At 55.3% G+C, this 26,184-nt stretch carries 34 protein-coding genes and 2 pseudogenes; 8 read left to right on the forward strand and 28 right to left on the reverse strand.

What is annotated here, in order from left to right:
* Positions 1-30 precede the first annotated feature (30 nt).
* The 3 genes from gpM to C3406_RS07255 are packed head-to-tail and all read right to left on the reverse strand — an operon-like array spanning position 31 to position 2,624.
* Positions 31-735, reverse strand: a complete 705-nt coding sequence (gpM, locus tag C3406_RS07245) for a phage terminase small subunit (RefSeq protein ID WP_103822920.1) — start codon at positions 733-735, stop codon at positions 31-33.
* Between the two features lie 3 nt (positions 736-738).
* Positions 739-1,761: a phage major capsid protein, P2 family gene (locus C3406_RS07250; protein ID WP_103822921.1), complete on the reverse strand. Its 1,023-nt coding sequence runs from the start codon at positions 1,759-1,761 to the stop codon at positions 739-741.
* Positions 1,762-1,814: 53 nt separating this feature from the next.
* Positions 1,815-2,624: a GPO family capsid scaffolding protein gene (locus tag C3406_RS07255; protein ID WP_103822964.1), complete on the reverse strand. Its 810-nt coding sequence runs from the start codon at positions 2,622-2,624 to the stop codon at positions 1,815-1,817.
* Positions 2,625-2,781: 157 nt separating this feature from the next.
* Between C3406_RS07255 and C3406_RS07260 the strand changes: the two genes are divergently transcribed.
* The 3 genes from C3406_RS07260 to C3406_RS07270 are packed head-to-tail and all read left to right on the forward strand — an operon-like array spanning position 2,782 to position 5,902.
* Positions 2,782-4,557 (forward strand): terminase large subunit domain-containing protein, encoded by a 1,776-nt coding sequence (locus tag C3406_RS07260; protein WP_103822922.1) that lies wholly within the window; start codon positions 2,782-2,784, stop codon positions 4,555-4,557.
* A complete protein-coding gene (locus tag C3406_RS07265; protein WP_103822923.1) occupies positions 4,554-5,585 on the forward strand; it encodes a phage portal protein in 1,032 nt (343 codons plus the stop codon). The genes C3406_RS07260 and C3406_RS07265 overlap by 4 nt, the downstream gene beginning before the upstream one ends.
* Positions 5,582-5,902: an Ogr/Delta-like zinc finger protein gene (locus C3406_RS07270; RefSeq protein WP_047743703.1), complete on the forward strand. Its 321-nt coding sequence runs from the start codon at positions 5,582-5,584 to the stop codon at positions 5,900-5,902. The genes C3406_RS07265 and C3406_RS07270 overlap by 4 nt, the downstream gene beginning before the upstream one ends.
* Here C3406_RS07270 and C3406_RS07275 read toward each other — a convergent pair.
* The 9 genes from C3406_RS07275 to C3406_RS07315 all read right to left on the reverse strand — a co-directional run bounded on the left by C3406_RS07275 (position 5,879) and on the right by C3406_RS07315 (position 11,127).
* Complete coding sequence (locus tag C3406_RS07275; protein ID WP_047743701.1) at positions 5,879-6,067, reverse strand: hypothetical protein; 189 nt, start codon at positions 6,065-6,067, stop codon at positions 5,879-5,881. The two genes, C3406_RS07270 and C3406_RS07275, sit on opposite strands and share 24 nt — an antisense overlap.
* A 118-nt stretch (positions 6,068-6,185) precedes the next feature.
* Positions 6,186-8,201: a replication endonuclease gene (locus C3406_RS07280; RefSeq protein ID WP_103822924.1), complete on the reverse strand. Its 2,016-nt coding sequence runs from the start codon at positions 8,199-8,201 to the stop codon at positions 6,186-6,188.
* Positions 8,198-9,055 (reverse strand): DNA adenine methylase, encoded by an 858-nt coding sequence (locus tag C3406_RS07285; RefSeq protein WP_103822925.1) that lies wholly within the window; start codon positions 9,053-9,055, stop codon positions 8,198-8,200. Before C3406_RS07285 ends, C3406_RS07280 begins: the two co-directional genes overlap by 4 nt.
* A complete protein-coding gene (locus C3406_RS07290; RefSeq protein ID WP_103822926.1) occupies positions 9,046-9,279 on the reverse strand; it encodes a DUF2732 family protein in 234 nt (77 codons plus the stop codon). The genes C3406_RS07285 and C3406_RS07290 overlap by 10 nt, the downstream gene beginning before the upstream one ends.
* A gap of 66 nt (positions 9,280-9,345) precedes the next feature.
* Complete coding sequence (locus tag C3406_RS07295) at positions 9,346-9,747, reverse strand: hypothetical protein (protein WP_103822927.1); 402 nt, start codon at positions 9,745-9,747, stop codon at positions 9,346-9,348.
* Positions 9,747-10,175 carry a hypothetical protein gene (locus C3406_RS07300; protein WP_103822928.1) on the reverse strand — a complete coding sequence of 143 codons (429 nt, stop codon included), beginning with the start codon at positions 10,173-10,175 and terminating at the stop codon, positions 9,747-9,749. The genes C3406_RS07295 and C3406_RS07300 overlap by 1 nt, the downstream gene beginning before the upstream one ends.
* On the reverse strand, positions 10,165-10,362 hold the full coding sequence (locus tag C3406_RS07305; RefSeq protein ID WP_103822929.1) for a phage filamentation protein Fil family protein: 198 nt from the start codon (positions 10,360-10,362) through the stop codon (positions 10,165-10,167). Before C3406_RS07305 ends, C3406_RS07300 begins: the two co-directional genes overlap by 11 nt.
* 9 nt (positions 10,363-10,371) lie before the next feature.
* Complete coding sequence (locus tag C3406_RS07310; RefSeq protein WP_103822930.1) at positions 10,372-10,875, reverse strand: phage regulatory CII family protein; 504 nt, start codon at positions 10,873-10,875, stop codon at positions 10,372-10,374.
* A 30-nt stretch (positions 10,876-10,905) separates the two neighbouring features.
* Complete coding sequence (locus C3406_RS07315; protein WP_059364896.1) at positions 10,906-11,127, reverse strand: helix-turn-helix transcriptional regulator; 222 nt, start codon at positions 11,125-11,127, stop codon at positions 10,906-10,908.
* Between the two features lie 118 nt (positions 11,128-11,245).
* Here C3406_RS07315 and C3406_RS07320 point away from each other — a divergent pair, with 118 nt between their 5' ends.
* The 3 genes from C3406_RS07320 to C3406_RS07330 are packed head-to-tail and all read left to right on the forward strand — an operon-like array spanning position 11,246 to position 13,448.
* Positions 11,246-11,824 (forward strand): phage repressor protein CI, encoded by a 579-nt coding sequence (locus C3406_RS07320; RefSeq protein ID WP_103822931.1) that lies wholly within the window; start codon positions 11,246-11,248, stop codon positions 11,822-11,824.
* 16 nt (positions 11,825-11,840) lie between these two features.
* A complete protein-coding gene (locus C3406_RS07325) occupies positions 11,841-12,407 on the forward strand; it encodes a PH domain-containing protein (protein ID WP_103822932.1) in 567 nt (188 codons plus the stop codon).
* Positions 12,408-12,410: 3 nt separating this feature from the next.
* Positions 12,411-13,448 carry a phage integrase gene (locus C3406_RS07330; protein WP_103822933.1) on the forward strand — a complete coding sequence of 346 codons (1,038 nt, stop codon included), beginning with the start codon at positions 12,411-12,413 and terminating at the stop codon, positions 13,446-13,448.
* A gap of 292 nt (positions 13,449-13,740) precedes the next feature.
* Here C3406_RS07330 and C3406_RS07335 read toward each other — a convergent pair whose 3' ends face one another.
* The 12 genes from C3406_RS07335 to C3406_RS07390 form a co-directional block, all read right to left on the reverse strand.
* Positions 13,741-14,082, reverse strand: a complete 342-nt coding sequence (locus tag C3406_RS07335) for a TA system toxin CbtA family protein (RefSeq protein WP_006812012.1) — start codon at positions 14,080-14,082, stop codon at positions 13,741-13,743.
* A 20-nt stretch (positions 14,083-14,102) separates the two neighbouring features.
* Positions 14,103-14,420, reverse strand: a complete 318-nt coding sequence (locus C3406_RS07340; protein ID WP_006812013.1) for a type IV toxin-antitoxin system YeeU family antitoxin — start codon at positions 14,418-14,420, stop codon at positions 14,103-14,105.
* A 19-nt stretch (positions 14,421-14,439) separates the two neighbouring features.
* Positions 14,440-14,661, reverse strand: a complete 222-nt coding sequence (locus tag C3406_RS07345) for a DUF987 domain-containing protein (protein ID WP_001548171.1) — start codon at positions 14,659-14,661, stop codon at positions 14,440-14,442.
* 8 nt (positions 14,662-14,669) lie between these two features.
* On the reverse strand, positions 14,670-15,146 hold the full coding sequence (locus C3406_RS07350; RefSeq protein WP_000811693.1) for a JAB domain-containing protein: 477 nt from the start codon (positions 15,144-15,146) through the stop codon (positions 14,670-14,672).
* A 15-nt stretch (positions 15,147-15,161) separates the two neighbouring features.
* Positions 15,162-15,620 carry an antirestriction protein gene (locus C3406_RS07355; RefSeq protein ID WP_000211838.1) on the reverse strand — a complete coding sequence of 153 codons (459 nt, stop codon included), beginning with the start codon at positions 15,618-15,620 and terminating at the stop codon, positions 15,162-15,164.
* A gap of 97 nt (positions 15,621-15,717) precedes the next feature.
* Positions 15,718-15,957, reverse strand: a complete 240-nt coding sequence (locus C3406_RS07360; RefSeq protein WP_000194654.1) for a DUF905 domain-containing protein — start codon at positions 15,955-15,957, stop codon at positions 15,718-15,720.
* A 76-nt stretch (positions 15,958-16,033) separates the two neighbouring features.
* Complete coding sequence (ykfB, locus tag C3406_RS07365) at positions 16,034-16,501, reverse strand: protein YkfB (RefSeq protein ID WP_001547765.1); 468 nt, start codon at positions 16,499-16,501, stop codon at positions 16,034-16,036.
* Positions 16,502-16,529: 28 nt separating this feature from the next.
* Entirely contained in the window at positions 16,530-16,967 is a 438-nt protein-coding gene (locus tag C3406_RS07370) for a YfjS/YafY family lipoprotein (RefSeq protein WP_016154551.1), read from the reverse strand.
* The gene (gene ypjK, locus C3406_RS07375; protein ID WP_001144031.1) at positions 16,967-17,203 is read right to left on the reverse strand and encodes a protein YpjK; all 237 of its coding nucleotides are present in this window, start codon (positions 17,201-17,203) and stop codon (positions 16,967-16,969) included. Before ypjK ends, C3406_RS07370 begins: the two co-directional genes overlap by 1 nt.
* Before the next feature lie 40 nt (positions 17,204-17,243).
* On the reverse strand, positions 17,244-17,945 hold the full coding sequence (locus C3406_RS07380) for a DeoR family transcriptional regulator (protein ID WP_001581462.1): 702 nt from the start codon (positions 17,943-17,945) through the stop codon (positions 17,244-17,246).
* Between the two features lie 216 nt (positions 17,946-18,161).
* The gene (locus C3406_RS07385; RefSeq protein WP_001548153.1) at positions 18,162-18,983 is read right to left on the reverse strand and encodes a DUF932 domain-containing protein; all 822 of its coding nucleotides are present in this window, start codon (positions 18,981-18,983) and stop codon (positions 18,162-18,164) included.
* 91 nt (positions 18,984-19,074) lie between these two features.
* Positions 19,075-19,938, reverse strand: a complete 864-nt coding sequence (locus C3406_RS07390) for a GTPase family protein (RefSeq protein ID WP_016154552.1) — start codon at positions 19,936-19,938, stop codon at positions 19,075-19,077.
* Positions 19,939-20,369: 431 nt separating this feature from the next.
* Between C3406_RS07390 and C3406_RS26785 the strand changes: the two are divergent.
* Both C3406_RS26785 and C3406_RS07400 read left to right on the forward strand, forming a co-directional pair.
* A pseudogene (locus C3406_RS26785) lies at positions 20,370-20,816 on the forward strand (BrxR family helix-turn-helix transcriptional regulator); the annotation flags it as partial.
* Positions 20,817-21,053: 237 nt separating this feature from the next.
* Positions 21,054-21,628: pseudogene (locus tag C3406_RS07400) on the forward strand (IS5 family transposase); the annotation flags it as partial.
* A 224-nt stretch (positions 21,629-21,852) separates the two neighbouring features.
* Here C3406_RS07400 and C3406_RS07405 read toward each other — a convergent pair.
* The 4 genes from C3406_RS07405 to kefB-GI are packed head-to-tail and all read right to left on the reverse strand — an operon-like array spanning position 21,853 to position 26,181.
* The gene (locus tag C3406_RS07405; RefSeq protein WP_000323729.1) at positions 21,853-23,004 is read right to left on the reverse strand and encodes a S1C family serine protease; all 1,152 of its coding nucleotides are present in this window, start codon (positions 23,002-23,004) and stop codon (positions 21,853-21,855) included.
* A gap of 24 nt (positions 23,005-23,028) precedes the next feature.
* Positions 23,029-23,994: a zinc metalloprotease HtpX gene (locus tag C3406_RS07410; RefSeq protein WP_016154555.1), complete on the reverse strand. Its 966-nt coding sequence runs from the start codon at positions 23,992-23,994 to the stop codon at positions 23,029-23,031.
* Positions 23,972-24,469: a heat resistance protein PsiE-GI gene (gene psiE-GI / locus C3406_RS07415; RefSeq protein WP_016154556.1), complete on the reverse strand. Its 498-nt coding sequence runs from the start codon at positions 24,467-24,469 to the stop codon at positions 23,972-23,974. Before psiE-GI ends, C3406_RS07410 begins: the two co-directional genes overlap by 23 nt.
* Complete coding sequence (kefB-GI, locus tag C3406_RS07420; RefSeq protein ID WP_001295706.1) at positions 24,466-26,181, reverse strand: heat resistance system K+/H+ antiporter KefB-GI; 1,716 nt, start codon at positions 26,179-26,181, stop codon at positions 24,466-24,468. Before kefB-GI ends, psiE-GI begins: the two co-directional genes overlap by 4 nt.
* Positions 26,182-26,184: the final 3 nt, after the last annotated feature.

A 26,184-nucleotide genomic window follows, 5' to 3' on the forward strand; every position in this document is an offset into this window, starting at 1 on the left:
CATCCGCGCCCGCCCGGCTTGCGGTAGTCGTTATTGTTCTTTTGCCAGGCTGCGCAGGCGCGCCGCAATCTGGTTTCGCATCGTTCCTACGCCCACCCGCTTATAAAGCTTCTCCGCCGTCGCCAGCAGTACAGCGGCTTTTTCCAGCGTTTCCGCGTCCTCCACTGCCGTGGCGCGGGTCTGGCCACTGTCATCACGTAGCAGAAGCAGCCCGGCGAACTTGAACCACTTCGCCGTGATTTCTTCGTGCAGCCGCCAGCGCGTGGTGACGTTCTCAAAGGTGCGTGAGAAATACGGTTCGATACTTTCCCCTGCCGCCGCCGTGCTTTCCGCCCAGGCCATCACCGTATCGGCCACGAATGCCGGGAAGGTGCTGCGGATGTTGTCCGGCGTCGGCTGCTGCTGCGCAATGGCGATATCTGCCAGCTCCAGCGCCTTATCCAGATCCCCGGCATCAAACAGCCAGATCACGCACCAGGCAAAGACCGGGTGAGCAAACACGCTGCCGCTTTCCAGATACGCCGTTACTGTCGGCATCCACTTCGGCAGCAGTACGTCACGCTTATACGCAACCCGGTCGGAAATCGTCGGCAGGGTACGAAGCCAGGCCACATCCTGATTCAGCGCCTGGATTTGCACATGCAGACTGTCGAGACTTTCAACGGCCTGGCGGCGCTCCAACTGCTTTTGTAAGGCAATCTTCTGGTTGTGGCGTTGCGCAGGTGACAGTGCCATTTATCAGCCCTCCGAAGGCTCGGCCAGCTCACCGATGGTCACGGCGTTTTCGTCAATGGCCGCGTACAGCTCCGGCACTTCGACGGCGTAACCTTCGTTTCGCAGGTATTTGTTTTCGTACTGCTTACGGTCATCCACGAACTCAGCTTTACGCTGGCGCGTATTGCGCTGGGTGTAGATATGCAGGTTAGGCAGCATGGTCACGACCATACGCTTACCCGGCATGAACGGTGGCACCATTGCAGGACGTCCGGCGATGGTGTTACCCAGCATCTGCGCGGCGATTTTTTCCGTTGGCTTGTCAGCGCCCTGGTACAGACGGAACTGCTCAGCCGCCACCAGGTCAGCGCCAGCCAGCACCACCAGACGCGGGTCAGTACGGAACTGCTGCGGAATTTTGGTGTTGATGAGATCGGACGCCATTGCATCCAGGGAACGGTAATCACCCTGCTCATCCAGCGTGACCGGATCGGTGATGATTTGCTTGCCGCTATCCCACTCTTTCATGATGGCGTGCCAGCCTTTGTTTACGTCCTCACCGTTCGGGTTAGTTTCGTAATTCGTGGTTTTTTCGACGCTCTTACCGTTAAAGCCGATACGCAGCATATCCAGCGCAAAGGCCTGGTTAGAGAAGGTCTGTACCAGCTGGAAGAACTCGTCTTCAGTCTTCCCGGAGTTAGCCCAGACAGAAAGCAGATCCCAGCGCAGCGCCGCACAGGAGTCGGTTTCAACCAGCTTATAGTCGTTACCGTCCACACCCACACGGCGGGTAAAGCGCCCGGATTCACTGCGCCCGGTATACAGACCGGATGCACCCACGTTAATCACCTGGCCGGAAAGCTGATCCACGTCCAGGCAGGTAATCATGTTGAGAAGCTCAACAGATTCCAGCAGCGCCAGGCGCAATGCAGTTTCTTTCGGGTCGGTCATGGCGAAATAACGTTCGGTATCAGCAACGCCGTAATCCTTCGCCATGCCCGCGCAAAACGCATTCATCAACTGGCGCGCACGTTCATTTAAATACATAGATATTCCCCGCGTTGACGCGATTAATAATGAAAAGGTTTATTTAAAAGCGATTAAAGGAACTTGAATCCTTTACCTTTATTTTTATCGCCGAACTGACGCTGCGGCATTGTGGTCACTTTTTTATCCAGCTTGCTGAAATTTGCCAGAATGGTTGGCAGGCTATCGCGCAGGCTGGCAAATTCTTCGGTATCGACCACTTCCGCAATGGTTTCAATATCGCCCTGCGCCGCTGCAATTTGCTCTTCGACTTTTGCCAGGCGCTCTTCAATACCATTAAGCGCCTCTGCCAGAGCCTGTAATTTGTCGTCACTGGTCGGGTCATCGCCCGACACCTCTTCAAATTTTTTCTTGGGTTCAATATTGAACAGCTTTTGCCACGGAGTTTTCATTTTCTTTTCCTGCGTAATTTTTCCATCAGAGGACATTGCGCACGCGTAATATCCCTGCTTCGTTAACTTGCGTTTTTCTGAAAAACGCAGACGTGTAGTGCCAACACTTGCCGGGCGGTCAGTCACCGCCAGCCCCTTGAGATACGTCCGGCCGCTGCCGCGCCAGTTCTCTTCTGGCTCAATGGAGAAATAAACCATCTGGCCTTCGCGGTTCGCATGAATCAGGTTCAGATTGGGGGTGAGCTTTGCGTATAACCGGGCAAGTCCGTCCTCTCCGTCCTGCCACATGGCCGCTGCAACTTCGCCACAATTTCCCCAGTCCCGTGAATGCTCCGGCCAAATCATTGCGCCGTAGTGTTCAGCGTTATAGGTTTCCCCCATATCAATGATCCACTCGCGATAAATCTGCCGCTCATCGACCGTATCCCCTTCGGTGGCAATACACAGCCAGTCAGTTTTTAAATGGGACATATCCCCTCGCCTCGCCGTAATTGCCAGATGATTATTACGAATAAATAACCGGGCATCATCCAGATTAATTCTGGTCAGTTCGGATAAGCGGTAATAAACGAACACCTGCGAATTAAAGCCGCCGTTTTTTATAATCAGCCACGGCATAATTAAATCTATGGCTAAATACTCCGAAGAATTAAAAGGCGTTGCCCGCGCACTTTATCTGCGCCGTGCCACCCCAAAAGAAATTGCTGCTGATTTAAATCTGCCGAATGCGCGGATCATTTACTACTGGGCGGAGAAATACCAATGGGCTGACCTGCTAAGCCATGAAAGCACCGAGGAAGCGATTGAGCGCCGCTACCAGCTGCTTGCCGGGCGAAACGAAAAGACCGATCTCGAACTCAAAGAAATGGACATGCTGATTGCTCACGCCACGAAGCTGCGCGCCCAGAGTAATAAGCACAAAGAGAAGCTGGCAGAAAGCCAGGGTAAACGCCGCGACCAGGGCGGCGGCGATGAGGACGACGACCAGCCACGGAAAAAGCGCCAGTACCGTAAGAATGATATTTCGGGGCTGACGCAGGAAGATTTCGACGCCTTTGCAGAAGAAAACCTGTTCGGCTATCAGAAGCATTTGCGCCTGAATATCGCCCAGCAAATCCGTAATATCCTGAAAAGCCGCCAGATCGGGGCGACCTGGTATTTCGCGTATGAGGCGTTTGAAAATGCCGTTATGACGGGCGATCCGCAAATCTTCCTGTCAGCGTCACGCCCGCAGGCCGAGGTGTTCCGCAGCTACATCGTCAACATTGCGCAGCAGTATTTTGGCATCACCCTGACGGGCAACCCGATCCGCCTGAGCAACGGCGCAGAGCTGCGCTTCCTCTCCACCAATAAAAACACCGCGCAGTCCTACAGCGGCCACCTGTACTGTGATGAATATTTCTGGGTGCCGAACTTTGCGAAGCTGAACGAAGTCGCTTCCGCAATGGCCACCCACGACAAATGGCGCACCACCTACTTTTCCACACCATCTGCCAAAACGCACCAGGCGTACCCGTTCTGGACGGGCGAAGAGTGGAAACAGGGCAGCAAGAAACGCGCCCACGTGCCGTTCCCGACGTTCGACGAACTGCGCGACGGTGGCCGCTCCTGCCCCGATGGCCAGTGGCGCTACGTCATCACACTGGAAGATGCGATCAACGGCGGGTTTAACCTGGCCAGCATTGACCGCCTGCGCAACCGGTACAACGAAACCACGTTCAGCATGCTGTATATGTGCGTATTCGTTGACAGCAAAGACAGCGTTTTCAGGTTCTCCGACCTGGAAGCCTGCGCCGTGGAAACGGATACCTGGCAGGATCACAACCCGGACGCTGCCCGGCCATTTGGTGATCGCCCGGTCTGGGGCGGATTCGACCCTGCGCGCAGCGGCGACCTGTCGTGTTTCGTCATCGTTGCCCCACCCATTCTGGCACCTGAAAAATACCGCGTGCTGCGGGTGTTCAGCTGGAAAGGAATGAACTTCCGCTGGCAGGCAAAGCAGATCGAGAAACTCTTCCAGCAGTACAACTTCACCTATATCGGCGTGGACGTTACCGGGATAGGCCAGGGGGTGTTTGAAAATATCCAGCACTTCGCCCTGCGCGTGGCCAAACCGATTCGCTATGACCGTAACACTAAAGACCAGCTGGTACTCAAAGCCTGCGACGTGGTGGAGAGCAGCCGTATTGAATGGGACAAAGACCAGAAAGAGATCCCGGCCAGTTTTATGGCCATTCGCCGCACCAGTACGCAGAGCGGCAATGCCATGACGTTTGTCGCAGACCGCACGCAGGAAACCGGACACGCCGAAGCGTTCTGGGCGATCACTCACGCCCTGCATAACGAACCGCTCAACTATGAGAACAAGCCAAAATCCAAATGGGGGCTTAAGAAAACAGCATGACCAGAAAGAAAAAATATGCCGGGCAACGCGACAAAAGCACACCGCAGCCCACCAAAAAAATGAGCGTTCTGCGCTTCGGCAAGCCGGAACCGGTACTGACTACCGGCACCGACTACAGCGATGTGTGGTACGACAACGAGGCGAACCATTACACGCTTCCCATTGACCGCCTGGCGCTGGCGCAGCTGATTAACCTGAATGGCCAGCACGGCGGCATCATCCATGCGCGCAAGAATCTGGTGATGAGCGACTATCAGGGCGGCGGGCTTAGCCGCGACGAAATGGAAGCCGCCGTGTTTGACTTCATCACGTTTGGCGACGTTGGCTTTGTGAAAATCCGCAACGGCTGGGGTGAAGTTGAATCCATCGCACCGATGCCAGGTCTGTATACCCGCCGCCGCAAAACAGGGGAATTTGCTGTACTGCAGCAGGGCGAACCGCTGATTTATCAGCCGGAGGACGTCATTTTTATGCGGATGTACGATCCGCAGCAGCACATCTACGGTCTGCCGGACTACATCGGCGGCATCCACTCCGCACTACTCAACAGCGAAGCAGTCATCTTCCGCCGCCGTTACTACCATAACGGTGCGCACACGGGCGGCATTCTCTATACCCGTGACCCGAGCATGACCGATGAGGTGGAAGAAGAGATTGAGCGCCAGCTGCGTGACAGCAAAGGGATCGGGAACTTCTCAACCATCCTGGTGAACATTCCAGGCGGTGATAAAGAGGGAGTGCAGTTTATCCAGATGGGGGATATTTCAGCTAAGGATGAGTTTGCCAGCGTAAAGAACATCAGCGCCCAGGACATTCTCAACGCCCACCGTTTCCCCGCCGGGCTGGCCGGGCAGATAGCGCAGAATGCCGGAGGACTGGGCGACCCGGAAAAGGCCGAACTGATTTACAAACGCAGTGAGGTTATCCCGCTGCAACGTCGTTTTATGGAGGCGATCAACAGCGACAAGGAAATCCCGCTAAATCTGCGACTTAATTTTGCTAACGGAACGGGAAACGGTGCGGCATGAGGAAAAACAGTTTAAAATCCAGGCATCCGAAATCGTTTGGAGCATGGAAAGTGCGCGTATTGAAAATTGAATGCCCCGACTGCGGTTCTAAAGCAATAATCAAAAAAACGAATAGAAAACACAGGGAAATTGCTGATATTTATTGCGCTTGCGCTGACGTAGAGTGTGGCCACACTTTTGTGATGAACCTGACGTTCTCCCATACGCTCAGCCCAAGCGCAAAATCGGGTGATGCTATGTTGCAGCAGCTGATCAGCAAACTGTCACCACAGCAAAAGCAAATGACACTGGACCTACTGAAAACCGCTTCCAACTGAGCCCCCAACGTGGGGCTTTTTTATTTCTTTGCTAATTTCTCCAGCCCATTCACCGATCAATACCAACGCAATTTGCTGCTCCCGACGAGTCACATTCTCAATCAATGCAACCTTCGATAATAACTCTATAAATTCGGCACGTGCTGCAACTTCTACCAGCTCCATCAGCTTACCCCTGCAGAAATAACTGTATAAACATACAGTACACTCTAAAGCATCTTTTGTGAATAAAATTTTAGGCACGTTGTAAAGTTAAATTTTATTAACCAACGACTTACAATTTCTAACCCCAGCCAGGCCACATTTCTTGCTCTGGCTTACTTCGCTTCTCCTGCAACCTTTCGTGTCGGTAAATCAGTGCTGTCGCACCAAAAATTAACCCGCTACCGCGCAGCAAAATGTCCACTTCCTCATCACTTCCAGCGAAACCCCGCTGATTCAGTTCCAGCTTTAATCGCCTCCGGGTTCCACCCTCCGTACAGTTATTGACAGAACTCCAAGGGGCGGCGCTGCCGCCAGAAAAACCAGCCTCCGCTGGCGCTTCGGCCAACTTCGCAACCTTCTGCCACTTCATCAGACGTGTGCAAACCTCAGACTCAGGGATCAAAGGCGAATAGATACCCTGAACGCGCTGCACATCCTCCCCGTACTCGTTGCCCTGCTCGGTGATTTCATATGCCAGGCGAACAACCAGATCACGACGGGCAACCAGCGCACCACCCTGCAACTGGGTATACGCAGCCCAGTCACCCACATCAGCAGCAGCAAGTACGGCATCCATCCGGCTATCAGTCAGGCGCTGATCGCCCAGGCGGCGCAGTTCACGCCATACAGTCACCGGGGCACCACCAATTTGCTGGAACTGTCGAATACGCCAGCGGGAAGCCCACGCAGAAACGGATTTAGCCATATCACGCAGGCTCTCCCCGGTTTCTTCATCCTGCTCGCCATCCAGCGCAAAACCGTCGATGTTTTTACTGATGTATTTGGCGATGTAGCCCGTGGCGCTGCCTTTCTCTGGATCGATAGGCTCAACGTGAAAACGCGCCTTTAGCGCGTTGAGTGATTGCAGTTCTTCGGAGTCCGCTGCACGGGCGTGATAGCAAAGAATATCGCGCACGGCATCGACGTCCTGCGGGCGCATGAATAGCAGCATGTGCCAGTGTGGTGTTCCATCGTGGTGAGGCTCTACCACCCGGAAACCAAAAACGTGAATGCCAGCACGGGAGATCGCTGCCCGGCATTTAGCCCAGACCCCGCATAAATATTTCTGGGTATCCTGAGGATTACAGCCGTTCCACTGACCGACAAAGCCACCCTTGCTGTGTACCGCGTGGTAACGGGACGGCGCGGTGATAGTGTAAAACTCCCCGGCAAGCCCCTGCTCGTTGGCAATATCTTCAAAGCCGCGCATCCGCACCATCAGTTCACAGCGACGAATGGCCGGATTGGCCACGCTGCCGTAAACCATGTCTGCGAGCGAAACACGATCCCCGTCCTCATTTATCAGGTCGAACTTTTTGAAGAACTCTGTATTACGCTTTTTCTGGTCTATCCATTCGCCCAGGGTCTTACGTGAAACATACGCACTCGCCGTTTTCTGTACCTGCCCTACGGCAATGGCCAGATGTTCGCGCTGTAGATCACGGGCGCGCTTGAGGCGCAGATACCACCACTCTGGTGCCATCATTCGAAGGATGCCGGAATAAGCCTGACGCTCCGTCAGCTTATCCGCTTTGAAGGAACCCCAGTAAGGCGCGGTGAAATTGATGGTCTGCACCAGCTCACCCAGGTGAACGAATGCCCGGCCAACACGCCGCGCAACCTCAGCATCATCCTTTGTGGCACCGTCGAGCGTTTCGCTAAAGTCGCAGAACGCCTGAGACAACCAGGAAGAAACACGCCCGGCCAACTTTTTCAGCTCCGGGCGGTCAAGGGACGGCAGACGTGAGAGTGATTTGCCGAAGGGGAGATCGAGAGCATCACCGGCCAGTGCGTACCTGGCAGTAACTTTCCGCAGGCGTGGCAATACGTTCTGTCCGATAGTACGGCGCAGAAACGCATTGGCACGGCGACGGCCGTCTTTTCCATTAAAGATTTTTTCGTAGCGGTTGCCAAAATACCCGGCCAGCCAGTCGGGTATTTCGTGAAGGTATTGTGATCGGAAATCGTAATCATGAGGGTTAACAGCCCACAGGCGCCGCTCTGTTATCGTCGCATCCGCTGGCGTGCCCGGCGCAAAGGTTTCACGCCGCCAGGCATCGACGGCGTGGTGTTGCCCATTAACTGCCAGCGTCATGCGCAAGCCTTCGCAATAGAATCAAGCGGTGACTTTAGGATCAGCTCTGGCGCGACTTTCTGGCTTGCAGCTGCTGCACCAACACTGCGAGGGGCATTAAGGCGGATAACCTCAAAACCGGCATAGAGATAATGCACAGCCTCCACATCGCTGTTGGATGCCACGACACTGATACCCTTCCGCGCAAGGCGACGCAGCTTGCGCGCCAGCCTGCCCTGATCCATGTGAGAAAAACCGCCCTCAGTGTAAGCGGTGAAATTCCCCGCCTCTGTCAGGTATGGGGGATCGCAATAGACCACATCACCATCACGCACCAAATCCAGCGTTTCGGCATAGTGAGCGGCAATGAACGTTGCACGCTTCGCCTTTTCAGCGAACGCACGCACTTCATCAGCAGGGAAATAGGGCTTTTTGTACTTACCAAACGGCACGTTGAACTGACCGCGGCGATTGTAACGACACAGGCCATTGAAGCAGTGGCGGTTCAGGAACATGAAACGCGCCGCAGCATCCACTCTTTCGTCACCAAAAGCCCGGCTAGACATATTGAAAGCGTCCCGAACCGCGTAGTAATAAACAGCACGATTCTCTGTATCACCCAGCGCCCCGGCAGAAAACAGGATCTCCAGCTCGCTAAGAAACGCGTCAGTGTCGAAAGCCATAACCTTATACAGGTTGACTAAATCCGGGTTCACATCAGCGATCAGATATTCGTCATAGTCCGTGTTCATCATGACGGCGCACGAACCTGCGAACGGCTCAACCAGGCGCTTACCTTCCGGGAGATGGTGACGCAGTTGCGGCATGAGGCGAACTTTACTGCCAACCCATTTCAAAGGAGTTTTTATTGCCATGCCGCACCGCCTTTGCTGCAAATGGCGGCGGCCTCTTCACGCAGCAACTCAACAATCTCCGCCGCGCTTAAACCTTCGTTGGCTGCATGTGTGGCCAGCTTATCCAGACGTGTAGAACACAGATCAGCAGCTGCGGCCTTACCTTCTTTCGTGGCTTTTGCCAGCATGGAAAGCAGGTCAGAACTGCTTTTTGCGACGAGTGAATCATTACGTGTCATGTGCATTTTGGTTTCCTTAAGGCAAAAGAATCCCCGGCCACTGGTAAGGTGGCCAAAAATTCAGAGGTTTATTTAGTGGTAAGAAACGGTAACGGGTGCGGCTGAATAGCTCGGCGCAGGAATCTGATGCAGCTCGTAGGTTTTGCGCCACCACTCCTGGATAAGCGCCTTAACTTCACCAACTCCCAAAGCACCCGCCATGTAAAAAACGGATCGGATACTGGCTAACGCCTCCATCTGGGCATATTGGCTTTCGGCTTCACGGTAAACGCTGCACCAGAACGCGGCATTGATAGCGAGCCAGTGACGCTGGATGGTCAAGTGCTCAGTGTCGTTAAAGAAAAACGGATGTAGTGCGACACGGCCATGTTTAACAACGCTTTTAGATAAAAAAAGCTGGGTGTAATTATGCGGAACTCCCCAGGCATTCAGCTCCTTGTTAAAAATTCCGCTATCTACTGAAATTACTGGCATTAGTGATTCCCCTGCTGTTGCATCTTCTGAACGATGTGTGGTGCGATAATCATCTGAACCCCGTTTCCACTGCTGACAGGACGGGCTTTTTTGATTGGCCGGCTTGCTGTTCGTGATGAAAAATCGCTGTCACGCAAACTGCCGAAACCCTCAAACGTCATTCGCGCCCTGGAAATACCCTGACGCAACTGGATCATTGACCGGTAGTCGAGGCGTTCGAACAATTCCCGCCAGCTGCACTTACACAAGTGGGCTTTAAAAACGTCCAAACCGGAAGCGACTGCAGCCGCATGCAAAACAACGCCGCGCCATTCCGGGTTCAGCTTGTCCCACCAATCAGCAGCCTCACTGCTGCTACTGAAATATTTGCGGCGGATATTTCTCAACTGCTCCAGCCCGCGTTTTTGCTGCTCGGTATTAATGGCCATAACTTCCCCCAGTCAGACGGTGGCTAATACGCTGCCACCACGGACGGCGAGGCAAGCGACCATTGAATTTGTACTGGTGTCCAGGGTTCCAGCGCTGTCCGTTTGGTAACTCAATCCAGCCAGTAGTCCCGCTGGACAGCTGCATAGCCGGTGATTGCTCTTTCAGGTACGTAACGAAAGCTTTCATTGTCATCCCTCACATCAACCCTGTTGCGTTTGTCGTGACGATATCCACGGCAGCAGCAAAGACAGGGGCAGACTGAAAACGAGCCTCTACGGAATAGACGATCAGGGAGAGGCTGCGAATGGCATCACTGGCGCGATCAAGTATTTGGTTTCGGCGCGCCTGGGTCATCTGTTCTGTGGAAACCGCTTCCCCGGCAATTGCGCCCACGCTGGCAGCAGCGGTGAGTGCGCAAAATTGCATGTTGCCTATAGTGGCGTTGTTAACCGGGACGGAGGGCTGACAGTGCAGCTGGCGCAGCATGCCATCAAGAATGCGCGGGTCTTCTGTCGCGTCTGTGATGGCAATAAGTTCGATAAGGGTCAACTGGTGCGGCTGATCCGGATTCAGCTTGCAACGCAAGGTTGCCGGGCGCATCCCTACCGATTTAGCCAGCTGTTCGAGGTTATGGGACTGAGCGAAAGCCCGGCAGGCGCTATCAAGTTGATTGTGTATGGACACCTTGTAATCGTACATGATTCACGAATTCCTAATTGCTAGCCTGGATTACGCGTTAAGCGAAACTTCACATTCGCTTAACGCCATGACGGTTAAGGCGGCCATGTTCACTTCCACCAAGCCTTTTTTTTGTGCACCTTTAGGTTTGATTGGCAATTTTCCGTATGAAATCAGGTTCTCAGCAGTGCTACGGGACATGCCAGTACGGCGACAATATTCATCAAGTGGGATGTATGGATCGGGGATCACGATTGTAATGTTGGGACGCATAATGCAAACTCCTCCGGTTGGGGATACACCAATATCCACTGTTATTAACCAATATTCACTTTAACCTACAAAGCGAAGTTTAAACTCACTCCGCGAAAACTTGCAAGGTAAAACTTTCGTGAGCCTACAAATCGACTTTTCTCAAGGTGGAGCCGCCGTTCTGGATCGTGTTATTCAGGCGTATGGATTCAGCACAAAACTTGCGCTAGCCGATCATCTCGAAATAGCGAGCAGCAGCTTGGCTAACCGGTATAAGCGTGATTTTTTCCCTGCAGATATCGTTGTGAGATGTATGGCAGAAACAGGGGCAACGCTTGAATGGCTGACCACTGGGCAAGGAAGGAAGTATGAAAATGAAGAGATCGACATTCTGAAAATGCCGCGCCGTAAGATTGTCGATGGCCTGCTTTATGAATCTGGCGTGTACATGCTGGACAAAGTTTCGTTTTTACCAGGCATGCCCCTACCGTCAGCACCTATATGCGTGCTTGAAGGTAATACCCAGTTTATCGTTGATACGAACTTCACAGAGGTCTACGACGATCAGTGGTTAGTTGAAGTCGAGGATAAAACGAGCATTCGTACCCTTACCCGCATACCAATCAAAAAAGTAAGGGTTAGTGGCGTTGGAATGGCCTTCGACTGTTCAATTGAAGATATAAAAGTTCTTGGCAGAGTTGTACTAACCATAAAATAACAATAAGGATTTGAAGATGATTGACTACAAAACAGCATCAAAAGACCAACTGAAAGAAGAGATGAAGCGCTTAGCGGCTACGGTATCTGACGTACCGTTTGGCACAAAAAAGGAATTCTTCCACCTTCCAGAGATTTTAAACTCCGGTGAGCAACCATTAGCAATTGCTAGCGGGATGATGGACGGAAACACCTGGCTTATTACGCTTACCAATAAACGAGTGATTTTCCTTGATAAGGGGATGCTTTTTGGAGTTAAACAAATTGACATCAATCTCAGCAATATTGTGAGTGTCGGGGGTAAAACTGGGCTGTTATTAGGTGAAATTATGATTTCAACCAGCGGCCAAAATTACACTATTAAAAATGTAATGAAGGGATCGGTAATTCCTTTCACCAATTTAGTGAATGAGACAAGAAATACCCTTCACACCCCGGCGCGGCCACAACAAGAACCAACTAAAGCCACTCAATCTTTTGATGAGCAAATGTCAAAAATTGAACGTCTTGCCGAAATGAAAGAAGAAGGGATATTGACGGAAGAGGAATTTCAGCAGCAAAAACAGCGCATTCTTAACGGTTAATTTATGACAGTTAGAAAATTAGCCAATGGCCAATGGGTTGCTGATTTTTACACTGTAGACAGAAGCAACGGAAAAGACGGTAAGCGTGTTCGCAAAAAATTCGCCACCAAAGGCGAGGCGCTGGCGTTTGAAACCTACACCCTTCAAAAAGTGGAGGACGCGCCCTGGCTTGGGCAAGGTAAAGACAAACGTCGCCTTTCGGATCTAATCCATCTCTGGTTTGAACGTCACGGGATAACTTTACGTGATGGAGAGAAGCGTAAAAGCACCATGCTCTGGGCTAATGAGTGCATGGGTTCGCCCCTAGCTACAGAATTTACAGCCCAACTTTTCACAGCTTACAGGGCTAAAAGGCTGGATGGTCATTTTGCCCGAACTAAGCGCGTCACTAAGGTTTCACCCCGCACCATGAACCTTGAGCACGCTTATTTTCTCGCGGTTTTTAATGAATTGAAGCGGCTCGGTGAATGGGATGCACCGAACCCATTAGAAAACGTTCGCCAGTTCAGAACCGAAGAAAGCGAGATGGCTTACCTGACTGGTGAGCAGATCGATAAGCTTTTAGAAGAATGTCGCAGTAGTTCCGCAAAAGACCTGGAAATGATAGTGAGGGTTTGTCTATCTACTGGCGCGCGCTGGGGAGAAGCTGAAAAGCTCAAACGCAGCCAGATCACGGCAGGTAAGATCACCTTTATAAAAACGAAAGGGAAGCGCAACCGCACCATCCCGCTAGATTCAGAACTCATTGCTGAACTACCAAAGAAAAACGGCGCTCTTTTTAGCCCATGTTATTACGCTTTCAGATCGGCACTCGAAAGAGCAGGAATTGAATTACCGGCCGGGCAGCTGACGCACGTACTCCGACACACTTTTGCATCTCATTTTATGATGAACGGGGGAAACATACTGGTTCTGCAAAAAATCCTCGGTCACACCGACATTAAAATGACCATGCGTTATGCTCACTTTGCTCCGAACCACCTGGAGGAGGCGTTAAAGCTCAACCCTCTAAAATGTCGCAAAAGTGTCGCAGCAGCTTAAGTTTATTGGACAATATAGGATGATATTGGTTTCCTATATTACTGATTTTAAACTAAGTTATTGTTTTTAAGTTGGTCGTTATGGTTCTCATAATCGCTTGGTCGTTGGTTCAAACCCAACAGGGGCCACCAGATAAAACAAGGAGTTAGATGAGAAATCGTCTAACTCCTTTTTCTTTGGATGCAATTTGGGTCAGGTAATGGGTCAGGTAAGGAATTGCTACCCTGCCCTCTTCATCTCGCTGCCAGCATCCCCGGATAGTGATGAAAGCCAGTAGCACTGCCTGTAATATTCACCGTACCGAATTTTTACGGCTTTGCCGCAACAAGCCAGTTGCCTGCCGTGCTCGCAGAATGTCTACAGCCCGGAGATAAGGGGATTGTTCCTGCCAGTTAAATCCCTTCCTGTCGATACGCACCAGTTCGTATTTTTCCACCAGAAAATTCACGGCATCAGCCAGCGTGATTCCGGCATCGATATGTTCCTGTATAACACGTTCCTCACTGAACGGTGTGTCGTTGAGGGTGAGACCATAGTGCTGTTTCAGCAGGCGGGTCAGTAGCATTTGCCAGACAGCCACGGGTGCTAGGCAGGGCTTCGCCGCCCGCTGAGTTGTTGCAGGTAAAGTTTTCATGTTTACTCTCGTGAAGGTAATTAACTCTGAGTGGGGTAAATGGCGATGTATACGTAGCCGCAACTGCCAAGAGTATCGGCTTCGCAGGTGAAACCGTTGTGGTACAGGGTGACGCAGTGGGCGTGTTGGGGACTGAGTTCACCGGTGGTTAGCATCGACTCCATCTGGCGGATAAAGTGCGGGCATGTTTCATCCAGCTTCCGGCATTCGGTGTCACTGAACCTGCCGGTGATGCTGGCCCTGTCAGCCAGATAGTGCAGTCGGTTACCCTCCTGCACCAGACGGGCTCCCAGGCGCGGCGTGATAGCCCGCTGCAGGCCCCAGTTGATGTGGGTCATGGCGGCTCTCCTTTTATTGTCAGTTCAGGGTAATACTCATTAGGCAGGCATAAGGCCCGTTACGGTCCTGGCGGCGTTCGGCGTATACCGCGAGGACTCCTGTGATATCCGGCACATCCCTGCCGGTGTAATGGCAGACGCTACCGTGCCACTGATATTTTCCACTGCAGTAGCGAAAGATCCGGGACTCAGGATGCTGGCGGTATATCGTCATTGCCCGGCGTTTACTGATAATTTTCATGTCATACCTCACAACAGACCGTGTTCTGCGAACGAATAGATTTGCCTGCCACCGACAATCAGGTGGTCAGGGACGCGGATATCCACCAGCTGAAGCACCTGAACCAGTCGCTGCGTGAGGGTTTTGTCGGCCTGGCTAGGTGTCGTCTCGCCGGAAGGATGGTTATGCGCGAGTATCACCGCCGCCGCGTTGAAGTGCAGAGCACGTTTGACCACCTCCCGGGGATGCACCTCGGTGCGGTTAATCGTGCCGGTGAAGAGCGTTTCATGGGCAATCAACTGATTCTGGTTGTCCAGATACAACACCCGGAACTCTTCCCGCTCAAGCGCGGCCATATGCAGTCGCAGCCATTCACGTACGGCGTGGGTAGAGGTGAAGGCTACGCCGGGCTCATGCAGGTGGCGGTCCAGAGCCCTGAGCGCCCGCTGAATGAGACGCCGGTCCTGTGGCGTCATCTCGCCGGGTAAAAAGGAAAGCTGTTTCATCTGTTGCTCCTTCGGTCAGTCGATAATACGCAGAATGGCGTGAGCCTCTGGATGTTGCATGGCATACTCCCGCAGGCGGTAATAGTGTGCGGTCATCGCGTCACATTCTGTACGGCAGGCATGGTGGCTATACGCAATCAGGCAGACAGCAATACCTGCTGCTTCTGCACTCATTTGGGCATCGTTACCGTTCAGGCAGTTAAACAGACGCCATGTCTCATCGTTGTCAGGCTCGGGGGACATAAATGCGCCGCCATTGCTGAGGGTGTAGAACGACCAGATACCACCGCTGTAGCCCTCACAGAAGCGGTCCATCCAGGCGAAGATATGCGGCTCCAGGAGTAGCCACTGCGGGATAGCGCCAAAGTACTGTGGCCAGAAATCGATACGCTGTTCATCGGGGACCGGCGTGACGGTCAGTTCAAATTCGGGTTGGTTAGCGGGTGCGAGGTCGTGCTGCGTCTGTGTTGTCATGGGTATGTCTCCGTCAATAAAAACGCCAGCGGCGATGGCTGGCGTATGGGGATATAAAGTGTGTTCGGGGAGGTGAATGCGGGTAAATGCTTCGCGATCAGCGGGTGGCCGTGTCTGTACGGATGCCTGAGGTGCGGATATAGCGGTTAAGACCTTCACCGGCATCCGGCTCAAAGTTCCATGCCCGCCAGACCATCCGGCCTTCAGTATCACGAACCACCAGACGGAAGTGACTGCCCTGGTCGTCTTCGAGTGTGATATTGCTGTACGTGGTAGTGACCGCTTGCGCTTGTCTCCGGGTGAAAGGCCCCGGTGGCAGCAACACGGATTGGGTCATTTTCGGGCTCCTGATAAAAGAAAACCCCGGCAGCCTGCTAGCTGTCGGGGTGGATTTGCTGGGGAAGATACTACTATCAGTCGTTGCTGCAGTCTCCGAGAGTGGACAGAACTTTCTCAGCGTTCTTCCGGTCCGCAGTGAAGGTCCCTGCTTTGTGGTCATTGACGTAGACGTCGAACTGCCCGGCCTCAGAGATATTGCTGATGAAGTCAAACCAGGCGTTATCGCCGTTACGCCAGCCCAGGCTGGACGGAATAATGTACTGCTGGTGATCCATCACTACGGTGATAGTAGTGTCGTCATCGTGCGAACTGACCATCTTGTCATCGGCAAGGGTAAGAAAGACTGAATGCTGATAGAAACCATTCTGGTCCGGGTTCCCTGTGCAGTTGATGGTAAACGTCTTTCCGCTGGCTTCGGTCACGCTGTATTCCGTATTGCCCTGACCGTAACCCTGCTGCCAGAACCCCGGGATAGCAGAGGCATTAAAGCTCGCGAGCAGTACACCCGCCAGCATAAACCGACTTAGTGAAAGTATTGTCATTCTTGTCTCCTTTGTCGTTGTTTTATTCCTAGTTCTCAGGGTTTGAGGGTATCAGCAGTCGCCCCATCAGTTTGCCGTCATGGGCGTACTCAAAGTATTTTTCTTTGGTATACGGGTCCGTCACCTCCTGGTATTCCAGTTTGATGTTATCGGCAATACACAGCGCATTCATCAGTGGCTGGACGGTTTTTTCCTGCATATCCACGAGGTAGTAGTAACTGCCATCCTCGCAGCCATCGGGCGACTGGCGGGTACGTAAAACCTGCAAGGTGGGACCGGATAAGTAGTCAACCTGTGACCATTCTTCGCTGACATCATCCTGGTGGCTGACCACATCACTGAAACGCGGTGGGGTGAGGTCCTTAAATTTACTGATGGCCTTCAGGTCATCACTTCTGTCATCGCATGCGATGAGAAACAGAGTGGTGGCAACCAGCGCCAGCAGAGGCAGTGTTTTACGTTTCATTATTTTTTTCCTGAAATCAGACGAACCACTTTGGCAAAGACATAAATGCCCACGAAAATACCCACCGGCACGCCGACGAACGGTGTCAGCGCGACACTGGCAGCACCGGCTGCGCCACCTCCCGTCAGCAGTGCGGCAACAGTGGCAAGGGTCAGGGCCGCGAGACTGTCGGACACCCCGGTTTTGTTCAGAATGATGACGATGACAACAATGGCGATAATGGCAATAACGGGCATAGGGCTCCTCCCTGTTGCCGGGTTGATAACAACGCTTACGCTATTCTGGTGGGCTGTCGGCCGGAACAAACGTAAGCAGTGACTGCTGGATAAAGCGAAAATGGGGTAAGGACTGAATAAAGCCCGGGTCTTCAACAAGACGACACAGACTGTCGTTACGCCGGAAAGTCTCCTGCAGGGGCTGAACCAGATGGATTTCATCCAGGGAGAATACGGCGATATGTCCGTCGTGCTCTGCCACCAGATACCAGGCCTGCTGGTGGATAAGTAACCGGCAGGGAGCCAGCCGCTCACAGCGCTGCCCCTCGGCAATCAGAGTCACCCGCCTGCGCCCGGTAATGGCCTGAATCAGTCGCCAGAAAGACAATGCGCCTGATGGCGAAGGAGCCGGACTGGCGGGTGCGATTACGCAGGGAGACTCATCGCACATCAGCAGTGCGTTTACCAGACGACGGTCAAAGCCAGGGAAAAGACCGGCCATCCCGCTGCGGTGGGCAAAGATAAGCACGTCGGGCACCATCTGCGTCTCACTGCCCGCAGTGCGTAAGCGGCAATATCCGGACTGATACTCCAGGTCCAGATACATCAGCCGCTCACGAAAATCACGCCGCAGCGTGCGCACCGACACACCAAACTCAGCGGCAAGCTTACGCACACTCAGCGTTTCCCCTGCCACCAGACGGCTGATTATCAGTGACAGCCTGACAGCCAGCCGGTCATGGCGGCGTTCTGCCTGTGTCATGAGACGTTCTCCGTGAAAGTTAACTGACTGAAAATGATGTGATTACTTTAAAGAGGGGGTCGGACAGGGTATGGACACCACAGAAACTATTTTTCATTTCTGCAAAAGCCAGAGGCAGCGGGGGTTACAGGCCTTCCCTCGGTGAGTGAGGACCGTCAGCACGGTGCGATGCGGACAGGTGGTGTCCGATATTAACAAAGCAGCAACATTAAACGGTCACTGCAGTTGCGTGAGCAGGGCTTCCGCCATCACCCACAGTGCCCGGTTAAGTTTCACGTCCCCGTCGATACCGCGAACGGCACGGGTATGTGACCGTCCTCCTTTGGCATTACGGCCACTGAGCCCGCCCTTAATCAGGTTCTCCTGAATACGCTGGTACGTGGTCCACAGGTCATTGCTCTCATCCTGCCAGCGGCGAGGGGAGAGGATCTGCGATTCAGTCACCGGCTGGTGGTCTTCACCAAAGCGGTATGTGAGGGCGGCTTTTGCCAGTGCCTGCTGTGCCGGGGGTGGCAACAGCAACGACTGCATGGCATCCCGTTTCTCCTCCACCCGGTCAAAAATCCCCAGCACCTCATACGCGCCTTCAATCACCTGACTCACCACGTCCCCCTTGTGTGGCACCCGCACCTCGCCAAACGACTCACCGCAGACGAGCCCGTTCTGACAAACCGCACGAAATAGTCCCGGCAGCATCTGGTACGAACTGCTGCCATCGTGAGAGTTGAGCAGGATTATTTCCGGCACCTGCTTACCGGTTATCTGTCCCTCACGCCGTAGACGCAGCATATGCTTGGTGTGTTCGCGACGCTCCGGATCACGCACACGGGTCTGACAGGCAAAGAATGGCTGGAAGCCTTCTCGCTGCAGGCTGTCCAGCAAGGAGATGGTGGGTATATAGGTGTAGCGTTCACTACGGGATTCATGTTTGTCCTCGCTGAACACACTGGGCACCACGCGAAACAGCTCCTCGCGGGTTAACGGACGGTCACGACGAATAATGTTTGCAGCGCCAAAGCGCGAAGCCAGACGGGTCATAAGCAGACTCCTCATAACGGGAAAACAAATAAAGGGGATCCCCGTCGCATCGGCGACAGGGTCAGGGAAATAACAGGGATGGATTAAATACTCAGAAGAAGAAATCCCAGACGGCGCGGGCCACAGAGACCACGGTGGTGCGCACGGCCTGAATGACGGCCCGCACAGGGGCGGGTATCAGGGGAAAGGCACTGATGCTATCGAGTACGGCCCCGACGGTTTCACCAAAATCGCTACGAGCCTGTTCCCGGACTACCGTCGTGCGAAAGGAAGGATGGAGTTGCGACACCACCGGGCTGGTGGCCTCACGTGGCAGGCACTTAATCATCCGCTCGGCCATCACCTTAAGCCCCCATTGTAGACGGACCGACACAGCACACACCGGATGGACGGGCTGGAACAGCTCATGCAGCAGGCAGATTTTGCGGCTGATATTCTGCTTCTGCGCCGTGGACAACTGTCCCCCACCGCTGGTAGGTTCGGCCTTATCCGACTGGCTGATAACAAACAGCACCTTATGCCGGTATACCTCTCCAATCACCTGATGATAAAAATGTTCATCCACCGTCAGCGCCCGGTCATCGGCCTTAATCAGCCACAGTACCAGGTCGAGGCGAGGAAGCTGTTCGCGGTACAGCGCAGCATACTCGGTATCGCGAGCGCCACTTTCGCCCACGCCGGGCAGATCCATCAGCGTTATATAGCGGTCGCCAACCTGCAGGCGAAAGCGCAGTGGCTCACGTGTACAGGCCGCCACATCGCTGACCGGTGATACCTCACTGGCAAACAGGGCATTGCAGAGTGAGGATTTACCGGCACCGCTCTTACCCATAATGCCGATTACTGGCTCGTAATGGGTTAACTGATTTATCTGCTGCAATATACGTTCAGACACCCACTGTGGCAGGCCAGCAAGCGATTGCTGAAACGACTTCAAACCTTCAGAATTGTTCATTAGCTACTCCTCTGAAAAATTATACAAAAACGGCAGAATCGTGAGATTCTGCCGTTAATCGGGTATGTTCAGAAGAATGATATCTATCTGAAAATAATTTGAATTAAGGTAAGCGACGAGCCACGGTTGCCTGTGATCCCAGTCCCTGAGTCGTTAGGTTATTCTGATATCCCTCATCCCCAGACCAGAACAGTGGATAAGGGCAAATTGCCTGAGGGAGCTATAGGGCATTGGGCAGCAAGGTTTTATAGTTGGATGGCATCAATTTAACGGTATAGAAACATCAGCCCATACGATGACTGTCTACGTTTAAGACATAAATTCTTGCTGTTACATAAGTATTAATGCTGATTATCATCAATTTGATTATAATCATGGCACTTTATGGATTACCGTATTAAATATTCATTTTTTCCCTATAGTGATGATTCATGCTTGGTTCCCTTTCTAAGCGGCTTGAGGACTTGAGTTTGGTCCAGCGCGAGAGGTTGGCCTACATCGATTTTCGGCTCTATTTCTTCGGTGAGATCGGACGCCCTGATCTGATTGAGCGCTTCGGTGTGGCTCCGGCAGGGGCGACACGCGATTTGGCTTTGTACCGGGAAATTGCGCCGCATAACATCACCTTCGATGGTAGCAACAAGATTTATCGCATCGGGCAGGAGTTCTCACCGTTGTTCGAGCACGCATCGCTGCGCGTTCTGTCGGCGCTGTCTCTCGGTTTTGGCGATGGCGTGAACGGCTCAATGCAGGCGCTGCTACCATGCGAATCCCCCGCAGCCCTAAGCATTCCCAAGATGGATGTGTTAGCCACGATTTGCCGAGGCATCCACGCTAAGCGACCCGTCGCCATCCGCTACTACTCGATGAGCAGCGGCGAGTCCGAGCGGGTAATTGTGCCCTTTGCTTTGGTTGATACCGGCATGCGCTGGCACGTCCCTTTGATCGCAAGAGTAGAGAGTTTCGGGATTTCGTCGTCACCCGCATCGAAGCACCAACATTGCTCGACGAGGAGCCACAAGCCAACGAACGACAGGATAACGACATCCAGTGGACGCGCATCGTCGAGCTGGATTTCGTGCCGTACCCGAGCGTTGAGCGGCCCGATATTATCAAGATGGACTATCGTCGATGCTACGCTGATCCACGCGCCCAGTTCATCCAAGAACCAGGACGGCAAGCGCGACCCGGAAATGCACCAGACCAAGAAGGGGAACCAGTATTACTTTGGCATGAAGGCGCACATCGGCGTTGATGATGAATCGGGGCTGGTACACAGCGTGGTGGGCACGGCAGCCACCGTGGCGGATGTCACCCAGGTCGACAAGCTGCTGCACGGCGACGAGAACGTCGTCTGCGCCGATGCCGGCTACACCGGCGTCGAAAAGCGCTCCGAGCATGCCACCGAGAAGTGATCTGGCAGGTCGCAGCACGCCGCAGCACCTACAAGATGCTCGATAAACGCAGCGCCCTGTACAAAGCCAAGCGCAAGATCGAGAAAGCCAAGGCGCAAGTGCGAGCGAAGGTAGAGCCCCCGTTTCGCGTGATCAAGCGGCAGTTCGGCTACACCAAGGTACGTTTCCGAGGGCTGGTGAGGAACACTGCACAACTAGTGACGCTGTTTGCCCTGTCGAACCTATGGATGGCCCGCCGACATTTGCTGGCAAGCGCAGGAGAGGTGCGCCTGTAATGCGGAAAATGGCCGTCGCAAGGTGCTCGCGACGGCTGAAAGCACCGAAATGAGCGGGTGATCCGATCGTTTTTGATCGGTTCACCGCTTTCAAAATCAGCAGTGGCTGAAGTCAGCCGGAAATACAGGGCTACTTCAGACCATCCCTAGCTAGGGCTCGTAGTTCGGCGCAAGGCTGAAGTCGCTTGGCTGCTTCGCTGTGCAGATCCATGACCCACTTTCCATCAAACTCCCGGTTGTAGTTCCACAAGCATCTCGCGAGTCTTGCCGGCCCGCTCCACTAACAAGACCACAACATCTCCAACGTTCTTGTCGTCTAGCCGGGCCTGTAATGTGGTGACGTCGTCGACGGCGATACCGTCGATGCTGATAACGCGATCGCCGGGCACGATGCCGCCTGCGGTGACCTCGACGCCGACGAGCCCGGCCCTGTGCGCCGCCGAGCCCGGCGTCACGCGCAATACGAATACGCCCTTACTGCCGGTCAGCGCCTGCAGACGCGCGTTGATCTGCTCATCCACCTCGATGCCCAGTGCCGGACGGATGTACTTGCCGGTCTTTATGAGTTGCGGCACCACGCGCATGACGGTATCGACCGGCACCGCAAAGCCTATGCCGGCCGAGGCGCCAGACGGACTGTAGATGGCGGTATTGATTCCGATCAGCCGCCCAGCCGAATCGAGCAGCGGGCCACCGGAATTGCCGGGGTTGATGGCGGCGTCGGTCTGGATCAGGTGATCGATGGCCGGGCCGCCCGCTTCTCCCGGCAACGAGCGGTCGAGCGCGGAGACGATACCAGTGGTGAGCGTCCAGTCCAGGCCGAAGGGGTTGCCGATAGCGAACACCTTCTGACCCACCTTGAGGTCGGCACTGGTGCCGACCGGCACGGCCGGCGGGCGCTTGAAACCGACGCCGATCTTGAGCACGGCGATGTCGTGCGCGGGGCTCGTCCCCACCAGCGCGGCCTGGTAGTCGCGGCCGTCGGCCAGTTTGACGGTGGCTTCGGACGCGCCCTGGATGACGTGGAAGTTGGTGACGACGTGGCCGGCGTCGTCCCAGATGAAGCCCGAGCCAGTGCCGCGCGGCACGGAGAACACGTTGCGCGTCCAGACATCGCGTACTAATTGCGCGGTGGTGATGTAGACCACCGAGGCGCGCGATTTTTCGAACAGTTCGATGGTGGTTTTCTCGTCCGCCGCCAGATCGCCACGCGCCATCACGGTGCGTTCTGCTGCCTCGCGCGGACTGAACCATGCCTCGATGGCGGGCAGAAACTGCCACAGCAGCATGAGCGCGGCAATGCAGGCGGTGATGAAGAGCCCGCGCCGGACGAAGCGGTCCGGCGCGGGGCGTTGGTACGGGTCGAGATAGGCCATGAGACGTCTCCTGTTGATGGGCAATCAGCGCCACAGCCCGCTCGGGCGCCAGCGCGGTGGGCGCGTCGCCAAAGCGGATTCCGGCAAAAAATGGGGCGCGCGGAGTGGCAACGCTGATGCTGGCCCAGGCGCCAACGTCAGCAGGCGTGCGATGCGCTCTTGCGTTGCCGGACGCGTGCGCAAGCAGGAGGGCTCGGGATTGCCCCATCCCGACCATGGCCAGGCACGCCAGGAGCGGCTGACCCGCTCGATTTTCGCCAGCGCGGACGCCAGCCCCTGCGGGTCGCCAGTCAGTTCCGCCGCAAGGCGGTCAGCGTCGAACTCACGCACGCGAGACAAGCCGAGCTGTGCGAGCAGGGCCAGCTGGGGCGATGCGGCCAATAACAATAGACCAGGCCAATAGACCTCCGCCGCGCCAACCAGCTGCGCGGGCAGGCTGAGCAGGATCGCGATCTGTCCCATCAGGGCCAGTAGGCTCGTGAGGCGACTGTCGGAATCCGCCAGCCCCATGACACGCAGATCCTCATTAGCGATGTGCGCGACCTCGTGCACGAGCACACCCGCCAGCTCGCGTGGGCTCAGGCTGCGCAGCAGGCCATCGGTGAGGGCGATCGATGCCTCCTGCTTCGATCCGGTGGCGAAGGCGTTGACGACGGCACTGGGCACATAGTGCGGCACCGGCGTGGCGGGCAAACCGGCACGGGCGGGCAGCTCGCGCAACAGGGCCCACATCTTGTGGGCTTCTTGCGGGTGCAAGGCCCGTACGCGGTACAGGCGCAAGCTCAGCGCCGACGCGGCTACCGGTTCCAGCAGCAACGCACCTGCAATGGCAAACAGCGCGAGCCACAGGCAGCCTTCCCCAAACGGCAGTCTCCCTGCTGCGGCTGCGATCCCGACCAGGGTCAGGACCAACAGCCCGGTCTGCAGGCGGTTGAGCCAGCGGTGTTGCAAGAGCGCCGTGCGCGGATCACTGGGATGATGACGGGTCATGCTCAGAGGTCTCGGCGGCGCGGTCGCCGCGCTTGCGCAGCAGCCAGTAGGTCGCACCCAGAGCCAGCGTGGCGCTTGCCAGCGCGGCTATCTTTGCGGGGCTCGCGTCGGAGTCGAGGATCACGAACTTGCGGGAGAGTGCGATCAGCGCGATCAGGACCACCGTCTTGACCTGGATGATGCTGTCCCGACGCAGCGCCACGCGCACGATGGAATGCTTGAACTCCATCGCGATCAAGAGCGTCATGATCATGCCGAACACGCTCTGGAATACCTCGTGGTCCAGGGGATTGAAGGCATCTAGAACCAGCAGCGTGAAGACGATGGAGATGAGCTGGAACAGCGACACCACGATGATGACGGCGATCACCGCCGACAGCACGAGGGCGACGACCTGCTCGAAGCGCTCGTAAAAACTCATGATGGCCAATTGGTCACGTAAGACCTGAAATGGGTTAAGGCGTGTTGATTTCATGACGATGAACTCCCTGGAAAACGGCTGCTGTCGAGACGGCGGCGCATTGCGCTGATGTGTCCTTCAATCAGCTCGGTCGACATGCCAAGCGTCGACATCACCTGTTCCGCCAGCCCAATAGCTGCGGCAAAGGATTGCTGATACACGCGCACGTTGGGCATGGCGCGAAATGCATCGGCCGCGGTCGTACTTCTGCATGACACCCACAAGGTCAGCGCCGGACGGTGCTCGGCAATCGCCTGGGCGATGCGCAACGCTTGCTGGGCATGGGCGAACGTCAGCACCACCAAGTGCGCATGCGTCAAGCCGGCAGCCAGCAAGGTATCGGGCCGACTGGCATCGGCATGGAACACCGGCGCGCCGGCGGCACGCGCGGCCTCGACCTTCTGCGCGTCCGCCTCCAGCAGCAGATGCGCCACGCCGGCGTGGCGAAGAATCTCGCTGACTGTCAGGCCAAGCTCGCCCGCGCCGCAAATGATGACATGGTCTCGATATCGCGTCGTCTGCGCGGCGATCTCGACTTCTTCAGCCTGGGGTGGCTGAATGACGCCGCCGGTGCGGCTCAAGAACCGGGCAAGTACATCGTGATGGCGGATCAGTAGCGGTGCCAGGGCCATGCTGAGCACCAGCGCGACCAGCATGGGTTGGACGACGGTCGCGGGGATCAGATGCTGCTGCAAGACCGTGCCCAACAACAGCAGGGCGAACTCGCCGCCGTGCCCCAACGCTATGCCCGTGCGCCAGGCATCGAGGGCGGACAGGCGCGTCGCCCGCAAAGCCAGCGTATTGAGCAGGATCTTGACCGGTACCAGCACCACCAGCCACGCCAGCACCGCCAGCGGTGCCGAAAGAATCTGTGCTGCGTCCAGTTGCAGGCCGATGGTCACGAAGAACACGCCCGACAACACATCGCGAAACGGCCTGAGGTGGCTTTCCATGTGGTGCCGAAAGTCGCTCTCGCCCAGCACCATCCCGGCGAGGAAGGCCCCCAGGGCGGCAGATACGCCGACCGCGTGCGCAGCGGCGGCGGCGGCCACCACCACGCACAAGGAGACGAGCACGAACGATTCCTCGTGGCCCCGCCGCGCCACCCAGCCCAGCAGGCCATGCAACAGACGGCGCGAGGCGAGGGCCGCTGCTGCGAACAGCAGCAGCACACCGAATACTTCGAGCAGCACATGCTCGATCTTCGGCGACTCGCCGCGCGCCCAGATCGCCAGCAAGGCCAGCAGGGGCACGCTGGCCAGGTCCTGAAAGACCAGCACGGCGATGGCACTGCGTCCGTGGCGGGTGGTGAGCTCGCCTTGGTCGGCCAGTTGTCGGCTGACCAGCGCCGTGGACGACATGGCCGCCGCAGTGCCGAGCAGCGCGGCGCTCTGGCCGGGCTGCCCCAGCCACATCAATAGCAGGATCAGCGGCGGGGCCACGGCGATCATCTGCAGAGCGCCCGCCATCAGCACCGTCCTGCGGGCGAGCCAGAAGTCTCCGAGGGAGAATTCCAGTCCGACCATGAACAACAGCAGCGCCACGCCCAGCTCGGACAGAAAGCTCAGCGTCTCCCCCGGCGCGATCACGCCGATGACTGAGGGGCCCAGTACAACGCCGACAGAGAGATACCCCAGCAAGGCGGGCACTCTGAACGCCGCTGTCGCCATCGCCGCCAGGCTGCAAGCCGCCAGCAGGATTAGCGTAGTGCCGAGCAAGCCCTGCATCGG

Origin of the sequence: Leclercia sp. LSNIH8, assembly GCF_002920195.1 — a bacterium.
Classification (GTDB): Bacteria; Pseudomonadota; Gammaproteobacteria; order Enterobacterales; family Enterobacteriaceae; genus Enterobacter.